Source organism: Ferrimonas futtsuensis DSM 18154, assembly GCF_000422645.1.
In the GTDB taxonomy this organism is placed as follows: Bacteria; Pseudomonadota; Gammaproteobacteria; order Enterobacterales; family Shewanellaceae; genus Ferrimonas; species Ferrimonas futtsuensis.
Map to the genome: position 1 here is coordinate 219,384 of NZ_AUGL01000006.1, position 22,605 is coordinate 241,988.

Here is a 22,605-nt window from a genome sequence, read left to right on the forward strand (position 1 = left end):
CTTTCTGGTACCATCAGCGGCAAATTTTTCCGGGGGCACCCCCAAACAGGATTCGATGATGACCGATACCCAAAATCTGGCGCCTGAGCTTCAGCAGATTGCCGACTTCTACAACCTGGAAACCGAGGCCTACGATGGCCTGCGCTCCATCTACGAAGCGGTGGAGCAACCCCTTCGTCATGACTTTGAGCGTCTGCCCGCCAGCGCCCAGAATATTCTGGGTAACTTTGAGCGCCTGCACGCCTCTGTCACCTACAACCTGCTCGGTGCCACCGCAGAAACGTTGCGCCTGACCCAGGACGCCGACATTTCCGAAGAGCAGCGCGCTTCTCACCTGGAGAGCGTACTGGCCCGCGGCATTAAACTGATGTTGAAGAACATCAAAGCAGCTCGCCGTAACCCTGTACTGAAACGTCAGCTCAATGAGCCCTTCGAAGGCTAAGGAGAGAGTATGATCAAGATGAACACCATCCCGGAATCCGTTAAGGCCTTCGTTGCCGACACCTTTGAGAACCGTGGATTTTGGGGCCTGAGTCTGGGTGATGAGTGGGTTATCTGCGACTCCTCCCAGTTTGAGGAGAGCGACGTACTGCCTTTGTGGTCCACCGAAGAGGGCGCCAAGGCGCACTGTGTGGATGACTGGTCTCAGTACCAGGCCAGCTTTATTCCTCTGGAGGATTTCTTCGAGTTCTGGCTCAACGACCTCAATGAGGACAACGTTCTGATTGGCTGCGACTGGCCCGTTGATGGCGACGCCCCCGAGCTGGACGCCATGGAACTGGCCAAGCTCTATCAGGCCTGATCAGAACACAGAAAACCAAAGAGGGCCTCAGAGGCCCTCTTTTTTTACGATTCTTTTGCAGTTAACTGCGCGGCCATCTGCTCCAGGGCCGTAACCACCTCGACACTGGCAGATTCCATCTGAGACAGCGCCGACACATAGGCCTGATGGTCGCCACTGCGAGCCCTTTCTACAGCGTCAATTCCACATTGATGCACCCTCTGGTGAGGCAGGTCCACCCGGTCGAAGGCAGCCAGATTGCGGTACTGACTCTGCTGGCCCACATCTGCATACCACAGACCAAACCGGCAATTCTGATGGTTGCATGGGGTTTCGTCGAGTCGGTTATTCACCACCTGTTCATAGACGCCATGCTTCCACACTGCGTGGTCCAGCTTGACCGTATCCAGGAAGGTGGTGGTGGACACATTGCCGATAACTCGTTTCATATGGGCCGCCTGATTCATCACCTCATCCACCACGCTGCCGATCTGGGAAGAGGAGGCGGAGACCTCTTCGATACAGGTCTGGCTGACCGCTGCGCTCTCTTTGAGTTGACGGCTCTGGCTCAGGACCTCCCGCAGCAACTCTTCGATCTTGCCGCTGGCATCTGAGGCTTTGGCGGCCAGGTTTCTCACCTCATCGGCCACCACCGCAAACCCCCGGCCGGCTTCACCGGCCCGGGCCGCTTCGATGGCGGCGTTCAGTGCCAGCAGGTTGGTCTGATCGGCGATCTCCTGGATGGTGGAAACCAGGGCATTGATGCCCGAGGTGGAGTGCTCAAGCCGAGATACCGCGTCGACATTGCGCTGGGATTCCAATAACACCCTTTGACTGCGCTGGTCCAGGCGACCGATGGCATCCCGGGTGGCACTGAAGGTGGCGTCGATGGCGGACAACTCCTCCTCCTCCTCTCTGAGCTTGCCGGTGTTGTCGGCCAGGGCGGTGCGGATCTGTTGCAGCATCTCTCCGCTGCTCAGGTAGGTGGCCATCAGATCGCGACACAGATTGTTTTCATGGGCGAGCCGTGCAGCCTCCTCCTCCAACTGGCGGTTGCGTGCTTCCAACTCAACCAACTGCCGCTGATTCTGCTGAATCTCTTTTTGCAGCGTCGATTCCAAAGCCTCTTTGGCCAGTCTGTGCTGCTTGACGGTCATAAACATAAGGCTGTTCCTAATAAAGTCTCTGCTTAAGAATATCCTTTAGCGGGCGCATTCCTACATCCTTGTAACCAAAATCAGCGATAGCTCAGGAAGTTGTGAATTATTTGAAGCGTCCCCCACCCTGGTCTCAATTCGGCTCGGTAAGGATGATGGGCCTTTGGATGGGCTGACAGCCCTCGCCCGTCGATTGACTGGGGTACGCCACCGCTTATTTCTGAAATAAACAGCGATATATACCATTGTTATTATTAAGTATATTTCAGGCCAAAGCAGACCGCACGTGTACTTAAAAACAAAGTTAACAAAACTGCAACCCGGCCGGGTTATGCTGCGTGAGGCTTATTCGTGACCACGAACACAAAAAAAACAAAGAATTGAGTCATCTCACGGAGTGGGAGGCCTAATAAACGTTCAGGGATCGAACCACCTGGACCAGGTCACCGGCCTGGCCATTTTGGGGAGATGATTCATGGCTGAAGCTCAAGCCGCCGATGTACCCTTCTACCGTCGCTGGAGCCTGAAAACCAAGTTGACCCTGGCCTTCCTACTCATCGGCCTGAGTCCCGCGCTGATCACCACGCTGATCGCCACGCTTCAATCCCGCGCCGATGTCGAACAGAAAGTGTATAACCAGCTTTCTGCCATCAATGAGATGAAACGCAAAGAGCTCGACGCCTATTTCCACGAGCGCGAAGTGGACATCAAGATTCTTGCCCAAGCGGTACCCCACCTTCCCCGACAGGAGTTCACCCGCTTTTTTGCCAACTACATTCAGGACTACGGCTACTACGACCTGTTTCTGGTAGACGAGACCGGCTATGTCTATTTCACCGTGACCCATGAGGCGGATTACCAGACCAATATGTTTAACGGGATCTACGCCAGCTCCGGCCTCGGCACCCTGTTGAGAGAGGTCGCGTCCACCCACAGCTTTGGCATCACCGATTTCGCTCCTTACGCTCCCAGCAACGATTCGCCGGCGGCCTTTATCGCCCAGCCCATGGCCAATGGTCACTTCCTGGCCCTACAGCTCTCCTCGGACAAGATTCGAGACACCATGGCAATACGAAGCGGCATGGGGGAAACCGGTGAGAACTTCCTGGTTGGCCCCGATTACCGCATGAGATCCGACTCCCTGCTGGATCCGGACAATCGCTCTCTGGAAGCCAGCTTCGCCGGTACCGTCGAGGCCAATGGTGTCGATAACGCCTCCATTCGAGCCGCATTGCGGGGCGAAAGCGGCATCGGCCTGGTGGAGGGCTACAACGGCCATCAGGTGCTGAGTGCCTATGGTGCGCTGGAGATCGGTTCCATCCGCTGGGCAGTGATCAGTGAAATGGACGCAGACGAGGCTTTTGCCAGCCTGGAGCAGACCGCCTGGACCATTGCCATCACCCTGGCTCTGGTCTCAACCGCCGTCGCCCTGTTTGGCCTGATCTTCAGCCGCTCCCTGGCTAACCCCATTATCGCTGCGGCGAACGCAGCACACACCGTGGCCCAGGGCAATCTCTCCCAAGAGGTGGAGGTCAGCCGTTTCGATGAGGTGGGGCAACTGCAACGCGCCCTTGGTGAGATGACCCAAAGGCTGAAAGCCGTACTCAGTGAACTGACCCAGGTCGCCGGACAACAGGCGACGACGGCCGAGGAGCTGGCCACGGTCACCGAGCAGACCAGCGCTTCGGCGGCCGAACAGCAGAGCCAATCCGCTCAGGCGGTCACCGCCACCACCCAAATGACCGCCACCATCGCTGAGGTGGCCGCCACCACCTCACAGGCCTCCTCCGTCTGCGACGAGGTGGTGAAAAAGGCCCAGGAGGGCACCAGCCACATTCAACATACCTACCATTCCCTGGTGTCTCTGGGCGAAACCACCCGCTCCACCGCCGAAGAGATGACTCAACTGAGACAAAACAGCGACAAGATCGTTAATGTCCTCGGTGTAATCAAGCAGATTTCTGAGCAGACCAATCTGCTGGCACTGAACGCCGCCATCGAAGCGGCCCGTGCCGGCGAGCATGGTCGTGGATTCGCCGTGGTGGCGGATGAAGTGCGCAAGCTCGCTCAATCGACTCAGGAGTCTACGACTGAGATCGAAGGGATCATTGAGTCCATTGTCACCAGCACCAACTCCGCCGCAGAGATGATGCACGCCAACGTCACTCAAGCGACGGAAGTGCAGGAGATCGCCCAATTGGCCACGGCGATCAACGAACAGGTGTCTGCGGAGGTCAAGGGGATCAACGACATGGTCACTCAGATCGCGACCGCAGCCGAGCAGCAGGCCACCACAATCGAAGAGATCGCCCGAAACATCGAAGTGATCGATACCGGTATCCGTGAGACCGAGGAAGCCACCCGCACCATTGCGGACTCCAGCGGTGAGCTTTCTCAACTGTCCGGTCAACTGGAGCAACAGACGCAGCAGTTTACCCTGTGATTTTTTCGGGCGGCCGCTACTATCGCCCAACCAGTATCCGCGGCCGCCCGGTTTTTATTTCCCGGCGAACTCCCGATCACCCGGCTACTTAGCCTTACCCTGATCTGTTGCGGTCCTTCCACTGAGCCCCTTGGCCGGTTCCCCATCACTGCACCGTCGTCGCCGAGGCAGCCAAAGGGCATGGAGCGGGTCACTTCATCCTTACCGGCTCCCGATCTCGCCTTTGCTGATGTAAGCCATGGATGTTTTTTTCATACTCCACTGACGGTCCTGTCCGGCCCGAGGCCTTGTCTGGCCACGATGAGCCCTTGCCCCTTCCCGGCATAGCTCCGGATGAGCTGGTGGTAACCTCCCTCAGACAAATTGAGGGAAAGGAGGTGAAGCGCACGGTCAAGACGGCCGTCAAACGGATAAGCCGCACCCTCAGCCTGGCGCCGCACCTGATCTCGCACTGGGATCAGCAGCGGTTGATCTCGCTGGAACTGGAGGTGCAAACCTCAGCTCCGGGTCGATACCAATTGAGCCTGTGGCTGGAAGCCACCGACTCAAGGGGAGATTGGGTGCCGGCGTACCTAGTGCAGTCGGCCCAGTGGCTGGAGCCCGGGCAACACGCTTGGCAACTGCCAATGGACCAGGGACTGCTGGCGAAACAGGGGCTGACTCCCCCTTACCGACTGGCCGCCATTACCCTGGCTGACCAGAGCCGGATGGCCCCCCTGCTTGAAGTAACCCCGAAACTGGCTCTCTAATAAAAAAAACGCTCCCAAGGGAGCGTTTTCTTATAGTGATGCCAAGGTGCTCCAGAGGATGCCACCGCCCACCAAGACAAACACCGCGCCACAGATGCCATCCAGCGTCAGTGCCGCCTTTTGCAGTCTTGCCTGCAACGCCTTGGAGGTCAGCAGCTGCGCCAGCAGGGCAAACCAGAACAGTGACAGCGACCAGAGTATCGCCAGGGCGCCTAACTTGCCTTCAATGGAGAGATCCGCCGGCACCAGGGTGGAGAACAGCGACACAAAGAACACCAGCGCCTTGGGATTCAGCAGATTGGTCATCAACCCACGGACAAACGCCTTAAGAGGTAGATCCAGCCCCTGCTCCACTTCGACCTTGGCCAGGCTTCGCCCCTCCCCTTTGTGTCTGAGCACATAACCCAGAGCCCCCGCACCCAGCCACAGCAGATAACTGCCACCGGCCAGTTTGATGATCACAAACCACAGGGGGTGCTGCTGAATCAGCAGGCTGACGCCGGTGAGGCTGAAGATGGAGTGAAGCAGTATCCCCATAGACAGCCCCAGGGCAATCAGAAAGCCGGTGCGCCGACCGTAACGGGTGGCACTCTGCACCACCAGAGCCACATCCGGCCCGGGGCTGGCCAGGGCGATGGCGTGCACCGTGGCCAGGGTGAGCAGCAAACTGGATTCAGAGGCGATCATGGCTCACCTCCCCGGCCTCGTACCTGACCCGGAGTTAGGCCGAACTGCTGTTTGAACACTTTAGAAAAGTGGGCCTGATCGTAAAAGCCCACTGACTGAGCCACTTGTGTGACGCAGCGCCCCGCCATTAGCCACTCCATCGCTTTTTCCAGCCGAAAACGGGAAAGCCAGGCATAAGGTGGCAGGCCAGTGGCGGATTTAAAGGCACGGGACAAGCCCGCTTCCGTCAGGCCGCACAGTTTGGCCAGATCCGCCAGCCGAATAGGCTGATCCAGATTGTCCATCATATAATCCCGAATCTCATCGAGATCGCGGCTGCCCAATCTGGGTGAGCGGCGCATCCGCACAGAGCCATGGCGGCTCACCAATTGCTCCAGCATCTCCAGAGGCAGGCAGTCTCGAGCCAGCTTGGCCTGATGGCTGTCGCCAAGAATCCGATGGGCCATCACCAGTCCCCGATACAGCGCAGGGTCGTCAACCTGATGCTCCAGAAACCCCAACTCCTGCTCATGGGTCAGTTCTCCCAGCGCGCGAGACAGCCAGGGCGTGCCCAGGGTAAACACCTTAGTGCAATATCCTCCCTCATCATGGGCCTGACCATCATGAAGCTGGTCAGGCGGCATGATCACCAGCTGACCCGGCGCTGCCCGATGACTGGCACCGCGGCAATGATAGCGCTGGGCTCCGCCAACGATAAGGCCGATGTGGAACTCCAGATGATAATGACGGCGAAAGGCAAAGTTGCCGTAGCTGGCGTCGATAAGACCGACCCCTTCAATACCGCTTTGCCTGATACAAACCCGATTCACTCTGTCCCCTCAATCTCTAATGGTTGGCCCATTTCAGCATGACCATCCCTAGCGGGCTTGTACATTTCTGACTTTCTTATTTCCTGGCTAATGATTTTGCGGGATTGCCGCCGACCCGATCCCCCGGAGCCACATCACGGGTTACCACGGCACCGGCAGCCACTATGGCCTCTTTACCTATGGTGACGCCGGGCAGGATGATCACCCCACCGCCGATCCAGGCACGATCGCCGATCACCACAGGTTGGGCCTGCTCGTTACCGGCAGCGCGCTCCGTGGCATCCAGGGCATGGTTTACCGTGTAGATCTGAACTTTGGGACCGATCAGCACCTGCTCACCTATAGTGACACCGCCGTGGTCGAGGATCACCGCATCCCAGTTGATGAAACTGTTTGCGCCCAGTTTGATGTGACAGCCGTAACAGGTAGTGAAGGGTTGCTGGATATGAGCACTGGGGTGCATATCGACGCCCAACTCCTCCAGGTAGCCCCGGCGTGTTTGCCGGTCCGGTTCATGGTTGAACTGGAAGATCAGCCGTTCGGCCTTGGCCCTGATCAGATCCAACTCATCATCGAACATGGAGTACACCTCTCCCGCCCTCATCTTCTCCAACTCGGTCATGCTCGTCCTAACTCCTGAGTACATCTGGAAATACAACATCATACCTTAGAGGAAAGCCTTCGCGAACAATGCAGGTTTAACTCTCTGATTTAATATTATTTATGATGGCAGCCTCCTGACTGAGAACGCCTCTCACTCAACCATCAACCGCTCTATTTACCAGAAAAAAGATCACTTACTCCTATTGAGGTAGTTCACGGTTCTGAACATTGTCAGGCATTCAAAAAACAGCCAAAGCGTCAAAACTTTGGCTTAACTCACACTATCCCGGCATCTGTTCATATTTTTTCATATCCCATTCTTCATCTTTCACATCCCTGCCCAACTTATTCACACCGCCTCCCTATTCTGAACTCATCAAAAACCGATGGGTGGCACTCAGGTGACCACCCGCAACCCCAAGCAGACAAGAGAGTGATACTGATGAAACGTCCTCTGCTAGTCGCACTGTTGGTCTCCACCGCTTTCGGTACCGGTGCCGCTCCCTGGAGCGACCAGGGCCAGGATGCGGTCATGGAGACACTGATTGATAAGTTCAATCAGGGCAACTACTCCACCAAGGGTGCAGACAGTTGCCTCATGTGCCACAAGAAAAACGACAAGGTGATGGCCCTGTTCGATGGTGTCCACGGCACCACGTCCGGGAACAGCCCGATGGCCGGACTCCAGTGTGAAGCCTGCCACGGCCCTCAGGGCAAGCATAACCGTGGCGGCAAGGAACCGATGATCGATTTCGGCCCAGATGCCATGGCCTCCGCCGAGGCTCAGAACAGCGTCTGCCTCAGCTGTCATGAAGACGCCGAGCGTCAGAGCTGGCATGCCTCCACCCACAACCTGGAGGAGGTGGCCTGCGCCAGCTGTCACCAGGTGCACGTGGCCAACGACCCCATCCTGGAGAAAACCGCCCAGAATGGCGTGTGCACCCAATGTCACACCGAGCAGAAGATGCAGATGCATCAGCGTTCCAGCCACCCGATGAAGTGGGATGAGATGCAGTGCAGTGACTGTCACAACCCCCACGGCAGCCAGACCGACGCCGATCTCAATCGCATCAGCCTCAATGACACCTGCTACAGCTGTCACGCCGATAAGCGCGGCCCCAAGCTGTGGGAACACGAGCCGGTCATCGACGACTGCAGCAATTGTCATACCCCTCACGGCAGCATGAACGACAACCTGCTCAAGGCGCGTGCCCCGCTGCTGTGTCAGCAGTGTCACAGCGGCAATGTCCACGCCAGCCGCCCCTATGGCGCCGAAGGTGACTCTGCCTTTACCGCCAGCGGCAGCTGCCTGAACTGCCACACCCAGGTGCACGGCTCCAACCATCCACAAGGCAAAGCGCTTCAGCGCTAAGGGGAGAGACTCATGAAACTCAATCTCATCACCCTGGCGATACTGACCGCCGCCACTCCGGCACTGGCCGCCGACTTCAGCCTGTCCAAGGCCAACACCGACAAGGTCAGCGCCGACAACTGGCAGTGCAAGCGTTGCGTCGCCCCGTCCAGCGTCAGTGGCGACATTGCCATCGGTGCCGGCTATACCGAACTGGATGATGTCCACGCCGGTAACGCCCTGGGCCAGGAAGAGGACGGTGCCTTTGGCGCCCTCAATGGCCGGGTTACCGCTAACAGCGACAACGGCTGGCGCACCACCGCCACCGCCCACAACTTAGGTCTGGACAACGGCGATGCCGCCCTCTCCACAAGCAACGGCACCGTCGAACTCTATGCCGACTACCGGCAGCTCAACAAGCTGGAGAGCGATAAGGCGGCGACCCCCTACTATTTCAGCGGTGATCAGCTGGTCGGCGGACAGCCCTACTCACCGGTACTGGGCATCGAGCGCAACCGCATCTCACTGGGCATCAGCGCCTCCACCGATCTGGCCGGTTTCAGTGTCGAAGGCGACCTGGGTTACCACACCGAAGAGAAGCAGGGCCATAAGGTGGTCTCTGTGGCCACCCCCAGCCCGGTCAATCTGGCCAAGCCGGTAGACAGCCGCAGCGACGAGCTGACCGCCGCCACCAGTGTGGCAGGCGATAACTGGTTGGCCGCCCTCTCCTACCTGGGCAGCGTCTACGACAACGACACTCAGGAGGTGTACCACAACACCTACGGCAGCCTGCTGGCCCCCGAGCCTGATAACGAGGCGCACCAGGTCACCCTGTCCGGTAATCTCCGAGGCCAAAGCGGCGTATTCGATGGCCGTGTTTCCCTGGGCCGGATGATTCAGGACAGCGCCCTGGTCAATGCCCAGACCAGCCCGATTCAAAGCTGGGATGGTCAGGTGGACACCCTGGATATGGACGCCCGCTACACCCTGATGGCCACCAACCGTCTTCGGGTTCAGCTGGCCGGTCGTTACAGCGAGCGCGACAACCAGAGCTCCAGCTTCGAGTTTCCCCAGTACGACTTCAATGCCACCACCGGTCTGGTGTCAGAGAACGTGCTCTTGGACCGCGAAGACACCCGTGGCAGCGCCAAGGTTCAGTACCGCCTGGCCAAGGGCTACCGTTTGGATGCCGGCTACCAGTTCGATCGCAAAGAGCGCAGCCACAGCGCCCGGGAGACCACCGACGAGCATCAGCTGTGGGCCGGCCTGAAGTTGACCGACCTGGACCTGTGGAAAGTGGAGCTCAAAGGCGGCATCAGCCAGCGCGACGGCAGCCGCTACCAGGCCAACGATCTCAGCTCCAGCGAAGAGAACCCCTTGCTGCGCAAGTACCACCTGGCGGATCGCGACCGCATCGAAGCCGAGGTGAAGCTTCGCCACCAACCCATGGCGTCGCTCTCGGTGGAGCTGAAGCTGCAGTTTGCCGACGACGACTACACCGACACCGAGCTGGGCCTGACCGGCGCCACCGACTACGGCTACCAACTGGCCATCAGCTACCTGGTGAATAAGCAACTGTCTCTGTACGGCTTTGCCGGCCAGCAGTGGATCGATGCGGACCAGAGCGGCGACGGCTGGAATGCAGAGATCAACGATGAGTTTGTCTCCCTGGGCGCGGGCTTCGAATATGCCGGCCTGCTTCAGGACAAGTTGACTGTGGGCGGCGACTACCTGTTCGCCAACAGCGACAGCCAATCCAGCAACAGCGGCGCGGCCAACAGCCAGTTCGACGACTACTACCAGTACAGCCACTCTGTAGGGCTGTTTACCAAGTACCGTCTGAGCGAGCGCAGCCACCTGCGCCTGGATTACCGCTATGAGCGCTATTACGACACAGATTACGCCAGCGTAGCCGTGGACGCGGTAGAGGGCCTGGTCACCCTGGGTGACCTGGACCACAACTACAACGCCCATCAGCTGATGCTGAGCTACTCCATCTCCTTGTGAACGAACCGGAGGGAGGGGAGAACGCTCCCCTCCCCCAGATAAAGAAAAGAGGTAACTTATGGAACGCCGCAATTTTCTAAAAATGAGCGCCGCAATGAGTGCCGCAGCCGCCGTTACCGGCTGTAGCTCCGAGTCCGCCAAAACCACGCCACCGCCAGTGCTGCCCGTTGAGGAAAAACTCAACTGGAGTGCCTGCCTGGTGAACTGTGGCTCCAACTGTCCGGTTAAGGTATACAGCCGCGACGGCATCATCACCCGCATCGAGTCTGAGTTCACCACCACAGATGAGTACGGTAACCACGACGTCCGTGCCTGCCTGCGTGGCCGTTCCCTGCGTAAGCGGGTCTACGCACCGGATCGTCTCAAGTACCCCATGAAGCGTGTCGGCCCCCGTGGCAGCGGCCAGTTCGAACGCATCAGCTGGGATGAAGCCCTGGATCTGGTCGCGGAAAAGCTGCAGGCCACCATCGACAACTATGGCAACGAGTCCATCCACTTCACCTACAACTCCGGTGCCCGTTATCACTTCTCCGGTAAGCAGTGTCTGTACCGGCTGATGAACCTCAAGGGCGGTTACCTGAACGCTTATGGCGATTACAGCTGGTCTCAGATCTATGAAGCCGCGGGCCAGACATACGGCTCTGCCGGTCCTGGCTGGCAAGGCAGCAGCGTCTCCGAGATGCAAAACTCCGATCTTGTGCTGATGGTGGGCTACAACCCCTCCGAGATCCGCATGAGTGGCTCCGGTGAAGCCTACGACTTCCTGATGCAGAAGCGTCAGAAGCAGTTCAAGACCATCATCATCGATCCGCGCTACACCGATTCCGCCGTGGGCAAAGAGGACCAGTGGATCGCCATCCGTCCCGGTACCGATGCCGCCCTGTTTGAGGCACTGGCCTTCGAGTGGATCACCAAAGGCCGCGTCAACCAGGCGTTCCTGGACAGCTACTGCGTCGGCTATGACGAGAAGACCATGCCCGCCGGCGTAGGCTATGAAGAGAGCTACAAAGCCTACATCCTGGACAACACCACCATTGGTGATCTAACCCCGGGTGCCAATGCCAAAACGCCGGCCTGGGCCTCCGCCATCACCGGCATCGAAGAGCACATCATCGTGGAACTGGCCCGTGAACTGGCCGACGCCAAAGCGCCCTTCATCCAGATTGCCGCTTCCCTGAACCGTCAGGCCGCCGGTGAAAACAACACCCGGGCCGGTTACATGCTGCCCATCCTGCTGGGCCAACTGGGTCTGCCGGGCACCAACTGCGGTGGCCTGTGTAAGGGTTCCTACCTGACCGCGCCCTTCATGCCCACCGGCTCCAACCCGGTGAAGAAGGCGATCTCCTTCTTCACCTTCACCCAGGCCATCGAAGACGGTGAGAACATGACCGTACTGGCCGACGGTGTTCAAGGTGTGGATCTGGACGAGAACGGCGATGGCAAGCTGGGCAACAGCATCAAGGCGATCATCAACTACGGCGGTAACGCCCTGATCAACCAGCACTCCGACGTCAACAAGACCACCAAGATTATTGCCGATGAGAGCAAGTGCGAATTCATCCTGGTGGTGGATAACTGGATGACCCCGAGCGCCAAGTTCGCCGACATCCTGCTGCCTGATGTTTCCTGGCTGGAGTCCGAAGACCTGATCTACCAGAGCTACTCCGCCGGCGACACCGCCACCCTGGTACAGATGAGCTCCAGTGTTGGCCCCATGTTCGAAGCCCGCCCAATCTATGAGGTGTGTGTCGATCTGGCCAAGCGCATGGGCGTGGAAGCGGAGTTTACCGAGGGTAAGTCACGGGAGGACTGGCTGAACCAGTTCTACGCAGAAGCCAAGGCGGCGACGCCGGATCTGCCGGAGAAAGAGGTGATGCTGACGCAGGGTATCCACCGCAAGTATCTGCCCAACGGCAGCTACATCGTGCTGGAAGATTTCCGCAAGGACCCGGTAGCCAACCCCCTGGGCACCCCGTCCGGTAAGATTGAGATCTACTCCTCTCGTCTGGCCGAGAAAGCCAAGACCTGGCAGCTCAAAGAGGGAGACGTCATCTCCGCCCTGCCCAAGTATGTCCCTACCTGGGAAGGCTATGAGGACACCGAAACCAAGAAGACCTACCCGCTGCAGTTGTTCGGCTACCACACCAAGGGCCGTGCTCACTCCAGCTACCACAACGTCCCCTGGCTGCGCGAAGCGGTACAGGACGCCGTATGGATGAACCCCATCGACGCCAACAAACGCGGGCTGCAGACCGGCGACAAGGTTCACGTATTCAACGATCGCGGCACCATCGAGGTAGAGGTGAAGGTGACCCCACGGATCATGGTTGGCGTGGCGGCTGTGGGCCAGGGTGCCTGGTTCCAGGGCGGCAACGTCGATAAGGGCGGCTGTGTCAACGTACTGACCACCCACCGCACCACCGCGATCACCAAGGGTAACCCCCAGCACACCAACCTGGTTGAAATCCGTAAGGCTTGATAGGAGTTTACAATGAGTACTAATGTTCAATACGGCTTTCACGTCGACACCAGCAAGTGCACCGGTTGCAAAACCTGCCAGATCGCCTGTAAAGACCGCTCCGACCTGCCGGTAGGGGTCAATTGGCGCCGGGTGTACGAATATGGCGGAGGCACCTGGAGTGAGTCAGCCGACGGAACCGTCAGCCAGAATGTGTTCGCCTACTACACCTCTCTGGGCTGCAACCACTGCTCCGAGCCGGTGTGTACCAAGGCCTGCCCTACCGGCGCCATGCACAAACGCCGCGAGGACGGGTTGGTTATGGTGGATGCGACAATTTGCATCGGCTGCGAAAGCTGTGCCCGCGCCTGCCCGTACGATGCCCCTCAGATTGACAGTGCCAAGGGCGTCATGACCAAGTGCGACGGCTGTGCCGATCGCATCAAAGCCGGCAAGCTGCCCAGCTGTGTGGAGTCCTGCCCCATGCGCGCACTGGACTTTGGCCCGATGGAAGAGCTCAAAGCCAAGTATCCGGCCGCCCTGGCCCCCAACTTTGCGCCCATGCCGTCCAGCGACGTCACTTCGCCCAACCTGCTGATCACGCCTAACCGACTGACTCGCCCCAGTGGCAGCAGTGAGGGTGAGGTACTAAATTCAGCCGAAGTGTAAAACGTCAGACCCCAAGGAGGGGAGCCTCGGCTCCCCTTTTTTCCATACAAACAAAGTGAGATAAGGCGATGCTGAATCAGGAACAACTGAGCTGCTACCAGGCACAGGCCAATGTCCTCTACCACGCGCTCTACTTTGAGCCCAGCGAATTTCTCTTGGGGCAGTTCAGAGAAAATGATGTAGCCCAAAGCTGGCCGGAGACGGGCGAGCACTCTCAACGCAGCCGGGGCCTGGCGCTGCTGGAGCAGGCTCTGAAGGAGCCTGACGAAACACTCCTGCCGATGCTGAAGAAAGACTACACCCAGCTTTTTTTGGGGCCAGGTGAACTTACCGCAATCCCCTGGGGATCACCCTACCTTCATGAAAAACGCCTGTTGTGCGGCCCCTCTACCGAGGCCTTTGCCGCATTCTGCCAACACCATGGCATTCAGGTCTCCACCCAAAGCAAAGAGCCCATCGACCACATTGGGCTGATGCTGTCGGTTCTGGGCAGCCTGTTGGCTGAGGAGCTCAAACAGGAAAATGGTGTACCGCTAAAAGTCGCCGAAGACCTGCTGCGAGATCACCTGTTACCCTGGAGCGACCGTTTCTGCGAGCTTATGCTGGCGGGTGCCACCACGCCCTATTATCAAGGTATCGCCCTGCTTATCTCTAGCCTGCTCGATGGACTGACGCAGGAGCTGGATATCTCTCCCCTTTCCCTGCAGCTCTTCCAATAGAGTGCGTTATTGCTGACCGGGTCGTCCGTTTCCCGGTCAGCCTTTTTGTCTAAGCCAACAAGCAAACGCCTGGACACTGGCCTCACACAGTAGGGAGAGCTGTTCCCGCGACGCTTCCCCCCAATCACCGGAGAGCTCCAGCTCGGCGCAGGCCTGGGCCAGGGCGCTCATACCCACCGCCCCTGCGCCGCCCTTCAGGCGGTGAATGGCCCCTTTCCACTGCTCATCTTCACAGGCAAGTAACTGCTCGGCATCCGTTTGGAATCGGTTACACATGGTTGCCAGGGTCTCACCACCCAGTACAGACAGGTCCTGCTCCAGTTGTTTCCGGTTGAGCAGTTCGTGATGACCCTGCTCTTCCCTGGCAAGGCACACTTTAGACTGACCACAGAGCACCGAGGCCAGCTCTTCCAACTTAAGGGGTTTGGCAATAAAGCCATCAAATCCACTGGCAATGAATGCCTCAACCTGTTCGGTGAAGGCATGGGCGGTCATTGCCAGGCAGGGAAGCGTCCGCTCATACTCGAGATGGTGGTGCTCCACCAACTGAGGCCTAAGCAGTTCGCCGCTGATGTCCGGCAGGTTGATGTCCACCAGGGCCAGATCGAATGGCCCCTGCTCCAGGGCTTCCAGAGCCTCCCTGCCGTCTGACGCCAACAGATACCGTTGCCCCAATTTCTCGAGAAATCCACCGATCACCAGTTGGTTGGTGGGATTGTCCTCCACCACCAACAGGTACCCGGCTGGTGGCATCTCTATCTGACTTACCCCCCTCTGAGGCGCCTCACAGGGAAGCAGATCCACCAACAACGTAAAGATGGCACCCTGACCGGTCTGACTGTCGACGGTCAGGGTGCCCCCCATGGCCTCGGCCAGTCGGCGGCTGATTGAGAGACCCAGGCCGGTACCGCCAGGGGTGTGGTGTGCGTCGGCCTGCCGAAAAGGTTCAAAGATCGCTTCCTGACGGCCAGGCTCAATGCCGGGCCCGGTGTCCAGCACCTGGAAACACACCTGGCCTGCCTTGATGGCCAGGGACAGATCGACGCGGCCATGGGAGGTGAACTTCACTGCATTTGAAGCCAGGTTCATCATGATCTGTCGGACCTTAGCGCGATCGCACAGATAGGCTGCAGCCAGGTCATTCTCCACGTTTAACTCAAGCGTCAGCCCTTTGCCCAGGGCAACGGGGCCCAAAGTATCCACCACCTCTTCGGCCAAACTGATGAGATCGTACGGTGCCGCCGCCAGCTCCAACTCGCCCGCTTCAATCTTGGAGTAATCCAACACATCGTTGATCACCTCCAGCAACGATTCGCCGGAACGCTGAATCACCGCCAACTGACCTTTCTGTTTGGTGGTCAGGTTTTCCGATTCCATCAGCTGCGCCATGCCCAGGATGCCGTTCATTGGGGTACGGATCTCATGGCTGATGGTGGCCAGGAAGCTGCTCTTCGCCCGGCTGGCATCCTCGGCATCCTCGGTAGCCTTGGCGGAGACTTTGAGTTGCTCCGCCAGCTTACGGTTCACCAGCGACAACTCAACGGTGCGCTCGGAAACCGTCTGCTCCAGCACTTTATGCTGGTGCCTGAGCTCGGCTTCCGCTTTACGCCGGGCAATGACGTTCTCCTTAAAGGTTTGGATGGCACCGGCCAGGCGACTCAGTTCATCCTCACCCTTGGGTGTCACCTCGACGTTCACCCTACCTTCAGACAGAGACAGCAGTGCACTGGTGTAGTAGTTGATGCGCACCACCACATCCTTCAGCACCACCTGCCACACCAACAGCAGGCCGACCCCCAGTGCCAGAAGACCGAGCACCACCAGGGTGATCTGGGACCAGCGAAACGCTTCATCCGCCTGCTTTCCGGCATCGCTGATGGCGTTGTTGGCTCTAAGCAGCAGGTCGTCCATTCGACTATTAAGCCGGGCAAACTCCTGCTCTACCTGGCCGCTCAACGCCACCAGCCTTGGCGCAAACGTAAGCTGCTGACGCCGAAATTCATAGAGTTCAAGCCCTTCAGCCAGTCGGGTCATCATCGACTCCATCGCCTTGCGGCGCTCAGGATCCCTGACCTCCTGAATCATCAATGGCAGGTAACGACTCAAAACCTCAAACTTTTCCCCAAGCGCGTCAACCGACGGCTGATCGGTTGCCTGGGGCAACAGCACCAACTGCTGGCGAAGACGAACCAGGTTGTACTTGAGTTCACTCATGCGCCGCAGCTGAAGAAGGTCCACTTCGATGAGATCGTCGGCGTGGCGCACTCGCTCCGGCCCGCTCTCATAGAGTCCGATGCTTCGGGCAACGATGGCGGTTTCGGCGTTGGCCAGCTGAGAGTCCACCAGGTCGGCCATATCCAGGGCAACCTGATTGATCCGTTCCAGCCCCTGATTGAAATTGTGCTCCTGGGCCAGCCTTTCACCCACCAGCTGCACCTGCTCCGACAACAGCGCCTCGATCCGTTCACTGGTGGACAACAGGGGGGCACTCACCTGGCTGTTGGGGCCGAACTGATCAAACTCGCCAATATGACGGTTCAGGGCATCCATATCGGTTTTCAATCGCTGCTCGGTACGAATCAGTTCGGCGGGATCGTCCACCTGGGTCAGGAACTGACCGGTAAGCACAATGCGCCCCCCCAACTCGGCCAGGGTTCGACTCTGGTTAAACAGCGGCACCGCCCGCTGCGCCAGGGCGTCATGGCCGGTTTTAAGTTCGGACAGGGAAAGCCACCCGACCAGAGAGGAGAGCACGGACAATGAAGCCAGCGCCAGGAAGGCCAGCAGCAACTTGGCAGTGAGTGAGCGACTAGGCAAAAATCGATTGAGTTTCAAGGCGACAGCAGCATCTCTGATACACTAACTACAGTGTACCCCAAATCAGGTAATGGCCTGTGTTAACCCCATCTCGTGCCGCACTATTTGCCACACTGTTTGTTGCCGCCCAGCAAGGACAGGCTGCCCCCTTCAAAGTGTGCGCTCTCTACCCCCACCTGAAAGACAGCTACTGGATCAGCGTCAACCAGGGCATGGTAGAGCGGGCCAGGGAGTATGGGATGGCGCTAAAGGTGATGGAAGCTGGCGGGTACGCCAACCAGGATACTCAGGTGGAGCAGTTCTACAAGTGCCAAGCCTGGGGCGCCGACCTGGTACTGCTGGGCAGCGTCAGTTATCAAATTGATTCAAGAATCAAAAGCCAGTTGAATAAGACCCCCACTGTGGCGGTCATCAACCAGGTGGAGCCGGATTCGGTGATCGCCACTGTCGGTGTGTCCTGGTATGAAATGGGCAAAAACCTCGGTTTGTATATCAACAACCGCTTTAAGCCTCACAGCCGAGTAAAGACCCTGATCATGTACGGTCCTCGCGGGCGAGGTGGCAACCAGTTTATCAACAAAGGAGTGGGTGACGCCGTCGAGCCAGACCGGCTGCAGGTTGTGGGCGAGCTATACGGTAGCAACAGTGCGGCCGTACAGAGACAGTTGCTTAAAGACTACCTGGCAACCAACCCGGTGCCCGAACTGATCATCGGCGGCGCAGTCTCGACGGAGGTGGCGGTCAACGAACTTCGCCAACCCCTGGCAGAGGGGAAAACCAAGCTCCTGAGCAGCTACCTGACCCACGGCGTCTACCGGGCCCTGCTCAGGGGCAAAATCCTGATGGCCAACTCGGATCAGATGCGGCTTCAGGGCAAGATGTCCATCGACGCGGCTCACCGCTGGCAGCAGGGCGAAACCCTGCCCAAGGTGTTGGGACCCAGTATCATCAGTCTGACCCCGGGCTACCATCTTGATCTGGTGGACGACAGCCTCTCCAGTCCCGGCTTTATGCCGGTCTACGAAGTGACCGCCGACCCGAACAGATAACCTTCACCGTGAACGGTAACGAACAGCGTCGGATACCCCTCCCCCTGCTCCATCTTGGCCCGCAGGCGCCTGACCAGCACATCCACAGTGCGGTCGTTAGGCGCATCGACACGGTGAGAGATCAGATTCAGCAACCGTTCCCTCGGCAGCACCTGTTGTGGGTGAGACACAAAGGCGTGCAGCAACTCAAACTCCGCCTTGGTCAACTTGACCTGCTCACCGCCCCGCCACAACTGACGACTGGCGGTTGAGAAGCGCCATCCGGCAAAATGACACTCGCTGTCGTCACCCAGCGGCTGATCAGGCCCTTTCACCAGACTCATGCGCCACAACAGGTTTTTAACCCTCACCAACAGTTCGCGCATCTCCACCGGTTTGGTGACATAGTCATCGGCCCCCATCTCCAGGCCAACAATTTTATCCACCGAGTCGCATCGCCCGGTCACCAGGATGATGCCGACATTGGACTCGGATCGAAGCATACGGGTGAGCATCATGCCGTCTTCGTCAGGCAGGTTCACGTCCAGCAACAACAGTTCATACTGATTGGCGGCCATCCGCTCCCGCATCTGCGCGGCACTGTCGGCGGTATCCACGATATACCCGGCCTGCTTGAAGTAACCAGCGTGGCGCAGCTGGGTGACCGGGTCATCCTCCACCACCAGAATGCGTTGTCCTGTCTGATTCATCTGTGGGTCCAATGTAATAATCCTGTAAAGGATCTTTATCGCTGGCGGAGGCAGATTCAAGTGGTATGAGCAGAAAGTGGGAGTTGCGGCATAATCGTTTGGTCACAAAAAAGCCGGCCACAAGGGCCGGCTAAGGTTTTCAGCAATGATGATTGTTATGCGCCACTGTCTACCAGGATGGGGTCAACGGTGACTGTTTCGGTTGCTACTGAAATCAAGCTCTTAACACTTTGAGGCTCGGCAGACCACGCAAAGTTGTCTGGAGTCAGAGTGTAACTGCCCTTGGTTTCGCCCTCTACGATGGCGATGTTGCAGGTCTCGCCAGCGCAGTCAAACACCTTGGCTTCGTGACCTGGCAGACCCATCTTATCGGACATATGCTTCCACTCCGCAGGAGCCTGCATGCCCACATACTTCAGGGACACAGTCGCAGTGTCTGCCGCCAGACCGGTGATGGCAGTGCCTTCATCGGTCGCCAGGGTAAAGGTCACCACACCACTGGTGTCGTCTACTGCTACGCCAGCAACCGCAATGGTAGTGGCATCGCCGATGGCAACGGTCTCTTCCTTGGGTGGCTCAACTGGCGGCTTTTCAACATCATTGTTGTTGTCGTCACTGCCACAACCCACCAGGGCGAGGTTAGCCAGAGCTAACGCGATTAATGTTCTTTTCATAAGGATTCTCCTATCGCTATGGCCAACACTTACAGGGTGCCGTGACAGGTATCACATTCCATGTGGGACATCACGGAAGCGGCGCCCATTGGGCTTTCACCCTTGGTGTGGCAGCCCAGACATGCGCTGGTCTCTTCGGTTTCACCTGGGAAGCCAGACAGGTCGGCACCTTCCAGTTCGGCGTTCAGAATTACGGCAATCTGATAGGCCATGGAAGCGGACAGCAGAGTACAGCGAGGTCCCTTGGCGGTAATTGGGATGCCAGCAGCGTCGGACCAACGGGTCAGAGAGGCGTGACACAGCAGGCTGTGGGCTTCGGTCTGAACGCCAACCTTCTCTTCAAAGGTAGCGGCAGTTTCGCCCATGGCGGTCAGGAAGGCTTCGTCGTTGAATGGCAGAGGAGTCTGCTCATAGAAAGCGGAAACCATAGACAGGGTCTTAGGACCTACCTTCTTACCTTCGCTGTCGGTGCTGATCTTCACCCACTTGTAGAACATGCCGGCAGCGTTGTTGTTACCACACACGGTACCCTGGCCGAAGATACCGCCGGAGCCGTATACGGACAGTGCAGTTGGGATGGCAGCCCACTTGGCCTGATCTGGGCCTTCTACGTTGGCCAGAGCGGTTACCAGTGCGTGGAACACCTGGTACATACAACCCTTATCTTTAACATCACCAGCGTAGGCGATCTTGGCCACTTCCATGGGGTCCAGCTTCACATACTGCAGGTTGTTGAAGTCGGCTGGGGTGGGAACCCAAGTCTCGTCAGCGGCGTTAGCAAAAGAAGGTACCAGGGTCGCGCCAGCGGCTACGGTGGTGATACCAATAATGTTTTTCAGTGCGTTTCTACGGTCCATACTCATCATCATTACCTCTTGGTAGGTTTCAGTTGTGTGGCCCTCTTTAGTGGCCTCGGTATCAACTTTAGAAATCTACGCCCCTTGATAATGTGAGCCGGCTCCCGGTAATCTAGGCACTTAAGAACAAACTAATATTTCGACTGCCAAAACTTAAGCCCCCATTCGAACAACATGGAACACCAGCGTTCGCGCCACATGCAAATTAATACACTGCTTATTAGTGGTAATTGGCGATTACCTCCTGAGGAATAAGAGTAATGGATGTGACATCGATCACAGGCAGTCATGATTCACCTTGTTGACCGCGCTAACAGTTTGGAACCAAATCACCAGTGAGCGGAATAGAAAGGGAGTCTGATCACGGTCCTTGTTAAACTTGGTACCTACAATGACTTAAGCAATTGTTTAAATAGATATAGATATCCCCTATGGATTTAGGACAGTACAGATTCATTCCAGATCAGGGTTGCCTGCAACATCTGGAGTCTGGCGAAACCAAGCTGCTGACTCGCAGCGAGCTGCTGGTGTTGACTCAGTTGATTGGAAGCCCTGGGGTGACCCTCAGCAAGCATCAGCTCAGCTGCGGTGACAGCGACGCTCCCCTGATCAGCGAGTCCGCTGTGGTCAAGGCGATCTTCACCATAAGACACACCCTGGGCGAACCCGCGGCCAGCAGCATCCACACTGTACCCAAAGAGGGCTATCAGTTTGTCCCCATGGGCCAGCGCGAATCCGCCCCCGTCAAATCGGAAGGAAAACGCCTGACTCCCAAGGTTGTGCGGAGCATGCAGATACTCAGCGTGGTCGCCGTTTTGCTGGTGTCCATTCCCCTGCTCTACCAGACGCTGAGCCATCATTATCAGACGCCGCCACTGTCTACCTCTGTCCAGGAGGTGCATAACGACTTTGGCCAGGTGATTCAGGTTGAGATTGTCACGAGTTCTCAATCCAATATCGGTGCCATGCAGAAGTACGCGGATTTACTGACCAACCAGTTTTCCGGTTGCGTCTACTCTCCCTGGAAAAAAGTAAAACTGGCCCTCTCCCATGATCAGCAGATGCTCAATATCACCATGTTTGGTGCGGGCAAGAGTCATGACATTAGAAACATGAAGATCAGTGACTTTCGGGCAACGCCTGAGTTCATTAATCCCAGTTGGCTAAAGCAGGTATCAATTTGTGAATAAATCCCATTTCAGACTGATCAATCTGTTCGTACTGCTGCTGCTTGTCGCCGTACTGGTGTCCAATAAACTGGGGACGGGAATGAGCGCCGATTTGACTCTGAACTGCAGAAACGAACTCTACGATCGCACCGCCAATGAGGACGCCAAGCACTATCTGATTGCGGATTTTGTCCTGAAGGATGATCAGGCCAGTATCAGCTATCGTTACTTTGACCGGGATGGTGATGCCAACTCATTGATCTCAATGAGTGGTCATATTATCGATGGTTCTGCCAAGGACAACATCTTTGAAATGGCCATCGATGAGGTGAAAACCGAGTATTATCAGCCCGACGCCGAACCGGTGCCTCATATGCAGTACCTGAACTCATTTGCCAAGAGTAACCTGGCCAATGTTGGGGCTCACAACCTGACACTGAGATTACTGGAACGACACGACGACGAGGGCTACGCCGCAGTCTTCTTTCAACCCTCTAACGCCGTATGCGGTTGTCGGATAGTCGACTGATCTACTTCAGGGTGGGTATAAGTAAAATAAACAACAACATCAAAGCGAACGAAAAAAGGTACAGGCAAAAAAACTGCAAAGCGTTCATCGTGAGCCTCCTTGCCAAAACAATGATGAGGGCCGTGTCTCACGGCCGGCCCATAAGTATAGACCAAAGTCTAAAATCGCAAGTCTGTCACACTCATCTGACCGAAAGCGGCCACTGTTCAGTGGCCGTTTTTCTGCCCATCACACTGCACTTGATCCTGGCTCGGTCCACCTGCAGTCCGAACTCCCACCAAAGTTCAGACACAAAAAAGCGACCCGATAGGTAGCCGTTTATCTGTATATGGAGGCGCGTCCCGGAGTCGAGGGGGTGGGCAAAGATACGGTCCACGGATTTGCAATC

Annotated in this window: 20 protein-coding genes and 1 pseudogene; 12 read left to right on the forward strand and 9 right to left on the reverse strand. The window is 57.4% G+C overall.

Translation table 11 applies throughout. The features are described 5' to 3' along the window. Nucleotides 1-58 precede the first annotated feature (58 nt). Both G505_RS0104685 and G505_RS0104690 read left to right on the forward strand, forming a co-directional pair. Nucleotides 59-442, forward strand: a complete 384-nt coding sequence (locus G505_RS0104685) for a DUF3069 domain-containing protein (protein ID WP_051215889.1) — start codon at nt 59-61, stop codon at nt 440-442. A 9-nt stretch (nt 443-451) separates the two neighbouring features. After that, nucleotides 452-802, forward strand: coding sequence for a DUF2750 domain-containing protein (locus G505_RS0104690; protein ID WP_084643833.1), 351 nt, complete (start codon nt 452-454; stop codon nt 800-802). 44 nt (nt 803-846) lie between these two features. On the opposite strand, the gene G505_RS23490 is transcribed toward G505_RS0104690, so the two are convergent. Then, nucleotides 847-1,248, reverse strand: coding sequence for a CZB domain-containing protein (locus G505_RS23490; protein ID WP_425402169.1), 402 nt, complete (start codon nt 1,246-1,248; stop codon nt 847-849). A gap of 6 nt (nt 1,249-1,254) precedes the next feature. Further along, nucleotides 1,255-1,944: pseudogene (locus G505_RS23495) on the reverse strand (methyl-accepting chemotaxis protein); the annotation flags it as partial. A 469-nt stretch (nt 1,945-2,413) separates the two neighbouring features. On the opposite strand from G505_RS23495, the gene G505_RS20580 reads away from it, so the two are divergent. Both G505_RS20580 and G505_RS0104705 read left to right on the forward strand, forming a co-directional pair. Further along, complete coding sequence (locus tag G505_RS20580; protein WP_051215890.1) at nt 2,414-4,381, forward strand: methyl-accepting chemotaxis protein; 1,968 nt, start codon at nt 2,414-2,416, stop codon at nt 4,379-4,381. A gap of 377 nt (nt 4,382-4,758) precedes the next feature. Next, nucleotides 4,759-5,130, forward strand: coding sequence for a DUF4785 family immunoglobulin-like domain-containing protein (locus G505_RS0104705; RefSeq protein ID WP_157509033.1), 372 nt, complete (start codon nt 4,759-4,761; stop codon nt 5,128-5,130). A 30-nt stretch (nt 5,131-5,160) separates the two neighbouring features. Here G505_RS0104705 and G505_RS0104710 read toward each other — a convergent pair whose 3' ends face one another. The 3 genes from G505_RS0104710 to G505_RS0104720 form a co-directional block, all read right to left on the reverse strand. Continuing rightward, nucleotides 5,161-5,817, reverse strand: a complete 657-nt coding sequence (locus G505_RS0104710; RefSeq protein ID WP_028108529.1) for a LysE family translocator — start codon at nt 5,815-5,817, stop codon at nt 5,161-5,163. Further along, complete coding sequence (locus G505_RS0104715; RefSeq protein ID WP_028108530.1) at nt 5,814-6,626, reverse strand: helix-turn-helix transcriptional regulator; 813 nt, start codon at nt 6,624-6,626, stop codon at nt 5,814-5,816. Before G505_RS0104715 ends, G505_RS0104710 begins: the two co-directional genes overlap by 4 nt. Before the next feature lie 76 nt (nt 6,627-6,702). Continuing rightward, nucleotides 6,703-7,248 (reverse strand): sugar O-acetyltransferase, encoded by a 546-nt coding sequence (locus tag G505_RS0104720; RefSeq protein WP_028108531.1) that lies wholly within the window; start codon nt 7,246-7,248, stop codon nt 6,703-6,705. Between the two features lie 423 nt (nt 7,249-7,671). On the opposite strand from G505_RS0104720, the gene G505_RS0104725 reads away from it, so the two are divergent. The 5 genes from G505_RS0104725 (at nt 7,672) to G505_RS0104745 (ending at nt 14,433) form a co-directional block, all read left to right on the forward strand. Further along, nucleotides 7,672-8,601, forward strand: coding sequence for a DmsE family decaheme c-type cytochrome (locus G505_RS0104725; RefSeq protein WP_028108532.1), 930 nt, complete (start codon nt 7,672-7,674; stop codon nt 8,599-8,601). 12 nt (nt 8,602-8,613) lie between these two features. Further along, nucleotides 8,614-10,587 (forward strand): MtrB/PioB family decaheme-associated outer membrane protein, encoded by a 1,974-nt coding sequence (locus G505_RS0104730; protein WP_028108533.1) that lies wholly within the window; start codon nt 8,614-8,616, stop codon nt 10,585-10,587. Between the two features lie 58 nt (nt 10,588-10,645). Next, the gene (locus G505_RS0104735) at nt 10,646-13,066 is read left to right on the forward strand and encodes a DMSO/selenate family reductase complex A subunit (RefSeq protein WP_028108534.1); all 2,421 of its coding nucleotides are present in this window, start codon (nt 10,646-10,648) and stop codon (nt 13,064-13,066) included. Nucleotides 13,067-13,078: 12 nt separating this feature from the next. Further along, the gene (locus G505_RS0104740; protein WP_028108535.1) at nt 13,079-13,714 is read left to right on the forward strand and encodes a DMSO/selenate family reductase complex B subunit; all 636 of its coding nucleotides are present in this window, start codon (nt 13,079-13,081) and stop codon (nt 13,712-13,714) included. Between the two features lie 68 nt (nt 13,715-13,782). Continuing rightward, nucleotides 13,783-14,433, forward strand: a complete 651-nt coding sequence (locus tag G505_RS0104745) for a TorD/DmsD family molecular chaperone (RefSeq protein WP_028108536.1) — start codon at nt 13,783-13,785, stop codon at nt 14,431-14,433. Nucleotides 14,434-14,469: 36 nt separating this feature from the next. Here G505_RS0104745 and torS read toward each other — a convergent pair whose 3' ends face one another. Then, nucleotides 14,470-17,250: a TMAO reductase system sensor histidine kinase/response regulator TorS gene (gene torS, locus G505_RS0104750; protein WP_028108537.1), complete on the reverse strand. Its 2,781-nt coding sequence runs from the start codon at nt 17,248-17,250 to the stop codon at nt 14,470-14,472. Nucleotides 17,251-17,327: 77 nt separating this feature from the next. Between torS and torT the strand changes: the two genes are divergently transcribed. Beyond that, entirely contained in the window at nt 17,328-18,299 is a 972-nt protein-coding gene (torT, locus tag G505_RS20585; protein ID WP_051215891.1) for a TMAO reductase system periplasmic protein TorT, read from the forward strand. Here the strand turns inward: torT and torR are convergent. From torR to G505_RS0104770, 3 genes are all read right to left on the reverse strand, one after another. Continuing rightward, a complete protein-coding gene (gene torR / locus G505_RS0104760; RefSeq protein WP_035385079.1) occupies nt 18,269-18,988 on the reverse strand; it encodes a two-component system response regulator TorR in 720 nt (239 codons plus the stop codon). The genes torT and torR overlap by 31 nt on opposite strands. Before the next feature lie 155 nt (nt 18,989-19,143). After that, complete coding sequence (locus G505_RS22325; protein WP_051215892.1) at nt 19,144-19,662, reverse strand: hypothetical protein; 519 nt, start codon at nt 19,660-19,662, stop codon at nt 19,144-19,146. A 29-nt stretch (nt 19,663-19,691) separates the two neighbouring features. After that, entirely contained in the window at nt 19,692-20,525 is an 834-nt protein-coding gene (locus tag G505_RS0104770; protein WP_028108539.1) for a hypothetical protein, read from the reverse strand. Nucleotides 20,526-20,950: 425 nt separating this feature from the next. On the opposite strand from G505_RS0104770, the gene G505_RS0104775 reads away from it, so the two are divergent. Together G505_RS0104775 and G505_RS0104780 are read left to right on the forward strand one after the other, a co-directional pair. Next, nucleotides 20,951-21,709 carry a winged helix-turn-helix domain-containing protein gene (locus G505_RS0104775; protein WP_028108540.1) on the forward strand — a complete coding sequence of 253 codons (759 nt, stop codon included), beginning with the start codon at nt 20,951-20,953 and terminating at the stop codon, nt 21,707-21,709. Continuing rightward, complete coding sequence (locus G505_RS0104780; RefSeq protein WP_028108541.1) at nt 21,702-22,217, forward strand: hypothetical protein; 516 nt, start codon at nt 21,702-21,704, stop codon at nt 22,215-22,217. The genes G505_RS0104775 and G505_RS0104780 overlap by 8 nt, the downstream gene beginning before the upstream one ends. Nucleotides 22,218-22,605: the final 388 nt, after the last annotated feature.

Excerpts from the sequence above, each read along its gene's own strand:
- G505_RS0104685 (WP_051215889.1), top strand. The coding sequence starts at position 59 with ATGACCGATACCCAAAATCTGGCGCCTGAGCTTCAGCAGATTGCCGAC.
- G505_RS0104690 (WP_084643833.1), top strand. The coding sequence starts at position 452 with ATGATCAAGATGAACACCATCCCGGAATCCGTTAAGGCCTTCGTTGCC.
- G505_RS23490 (WP_425402169.1), bottom strand. The coding sequence starts at position 1,248 with ATGAATCAGGCGGCCCATATGAAACGAGTTATCGGCAATGTGTCCACC.
- G505_RS20580 (WP_051215890.1), top strand. The coding sequence starts at position 2,414 with ATGGCTGAAGCTCAAGCCGCCGATGTACCCTTCTACCGTCGCTGGAGC.
- G505_RS0104710 (WP_028108529.1), bottom strand. The coding sequence starts at position 5,817 with ATGATCGCCTCTGAATCCAGTTTGCTGCTCACCCTGGCCACGGTGCAC.
- G505_RS0104720 (WP_028108531.1), bottom strand. The coding sequence starts at position 7,248 with ATGACCGAGTTGGAGAAGATGAGGGCGGGAGAGGTGTACTCCATGTTC.
- G505_RS0104725 (WP_028108532.1), top strand. The coding sequence starts at position 7,672 with ATGAAACGTCCTCTGCTAGTCGCACTGTTGGTCTCCACCGCTTTCGGT.
- G505_RS0104730 (WP_028108533.1), top strand. The coding sequence starts at position 8,614 with ATGAAACTCAATCTCATCACCCTGGCGATACTGACCGCCGCCACTCCG.
- G505_RS0104735 (WP_028108534.1), top strand. The coding sequence starts at position 10,646 with ATGGAACGCCGCAATTTTCTAAAAATGAGCGCCGCAATGAGTGCCGCA.
- G505_RS0104740 (WP_028108535.1), top strand. The coding sequence starts at position 13,079 with ATGAGTACTAATGTTCAATACGGCTTTCACGTCGACACCAGCAAGTGC.
- G505_RS0104745 (WP_028108536.1), top strand. The coding sequence starts at position 13,783 with ATGCTGAATCAGGAACAACTGAGCTGCTACCAGGCACAGGCCAATGTC.
- torR (WP_035385079.1), bottom strand. The coding sequence starts at position 18,988 with ATGAATCAGACAGGACAACGCATTCTGGTGGTGGAGGATGACCCGGTC.
- G505_RS22325 (WP_051215892.1), bottom strand. The coding sequence starts at position 19,662 with ATGAAAAGAACATTAATCGCGTTAGCTCTGGCTAACCTCGCCCTGGTG.
- G505_RS0104770 (WP_028108539.1), bottom strand. The coding sequence starts at position 20,525 with ATGAGTATGGACCGTAGAAACGCACTGAAAAACATTATTGGTATCACC.
- G505_RS0104775 (WP_028108540.1), top strand. The coding sequence starts at position 20,951 with ATGGATTTAGGACAGTACAGATTCATTCCAGATCAGGGTTGCCTGCAA.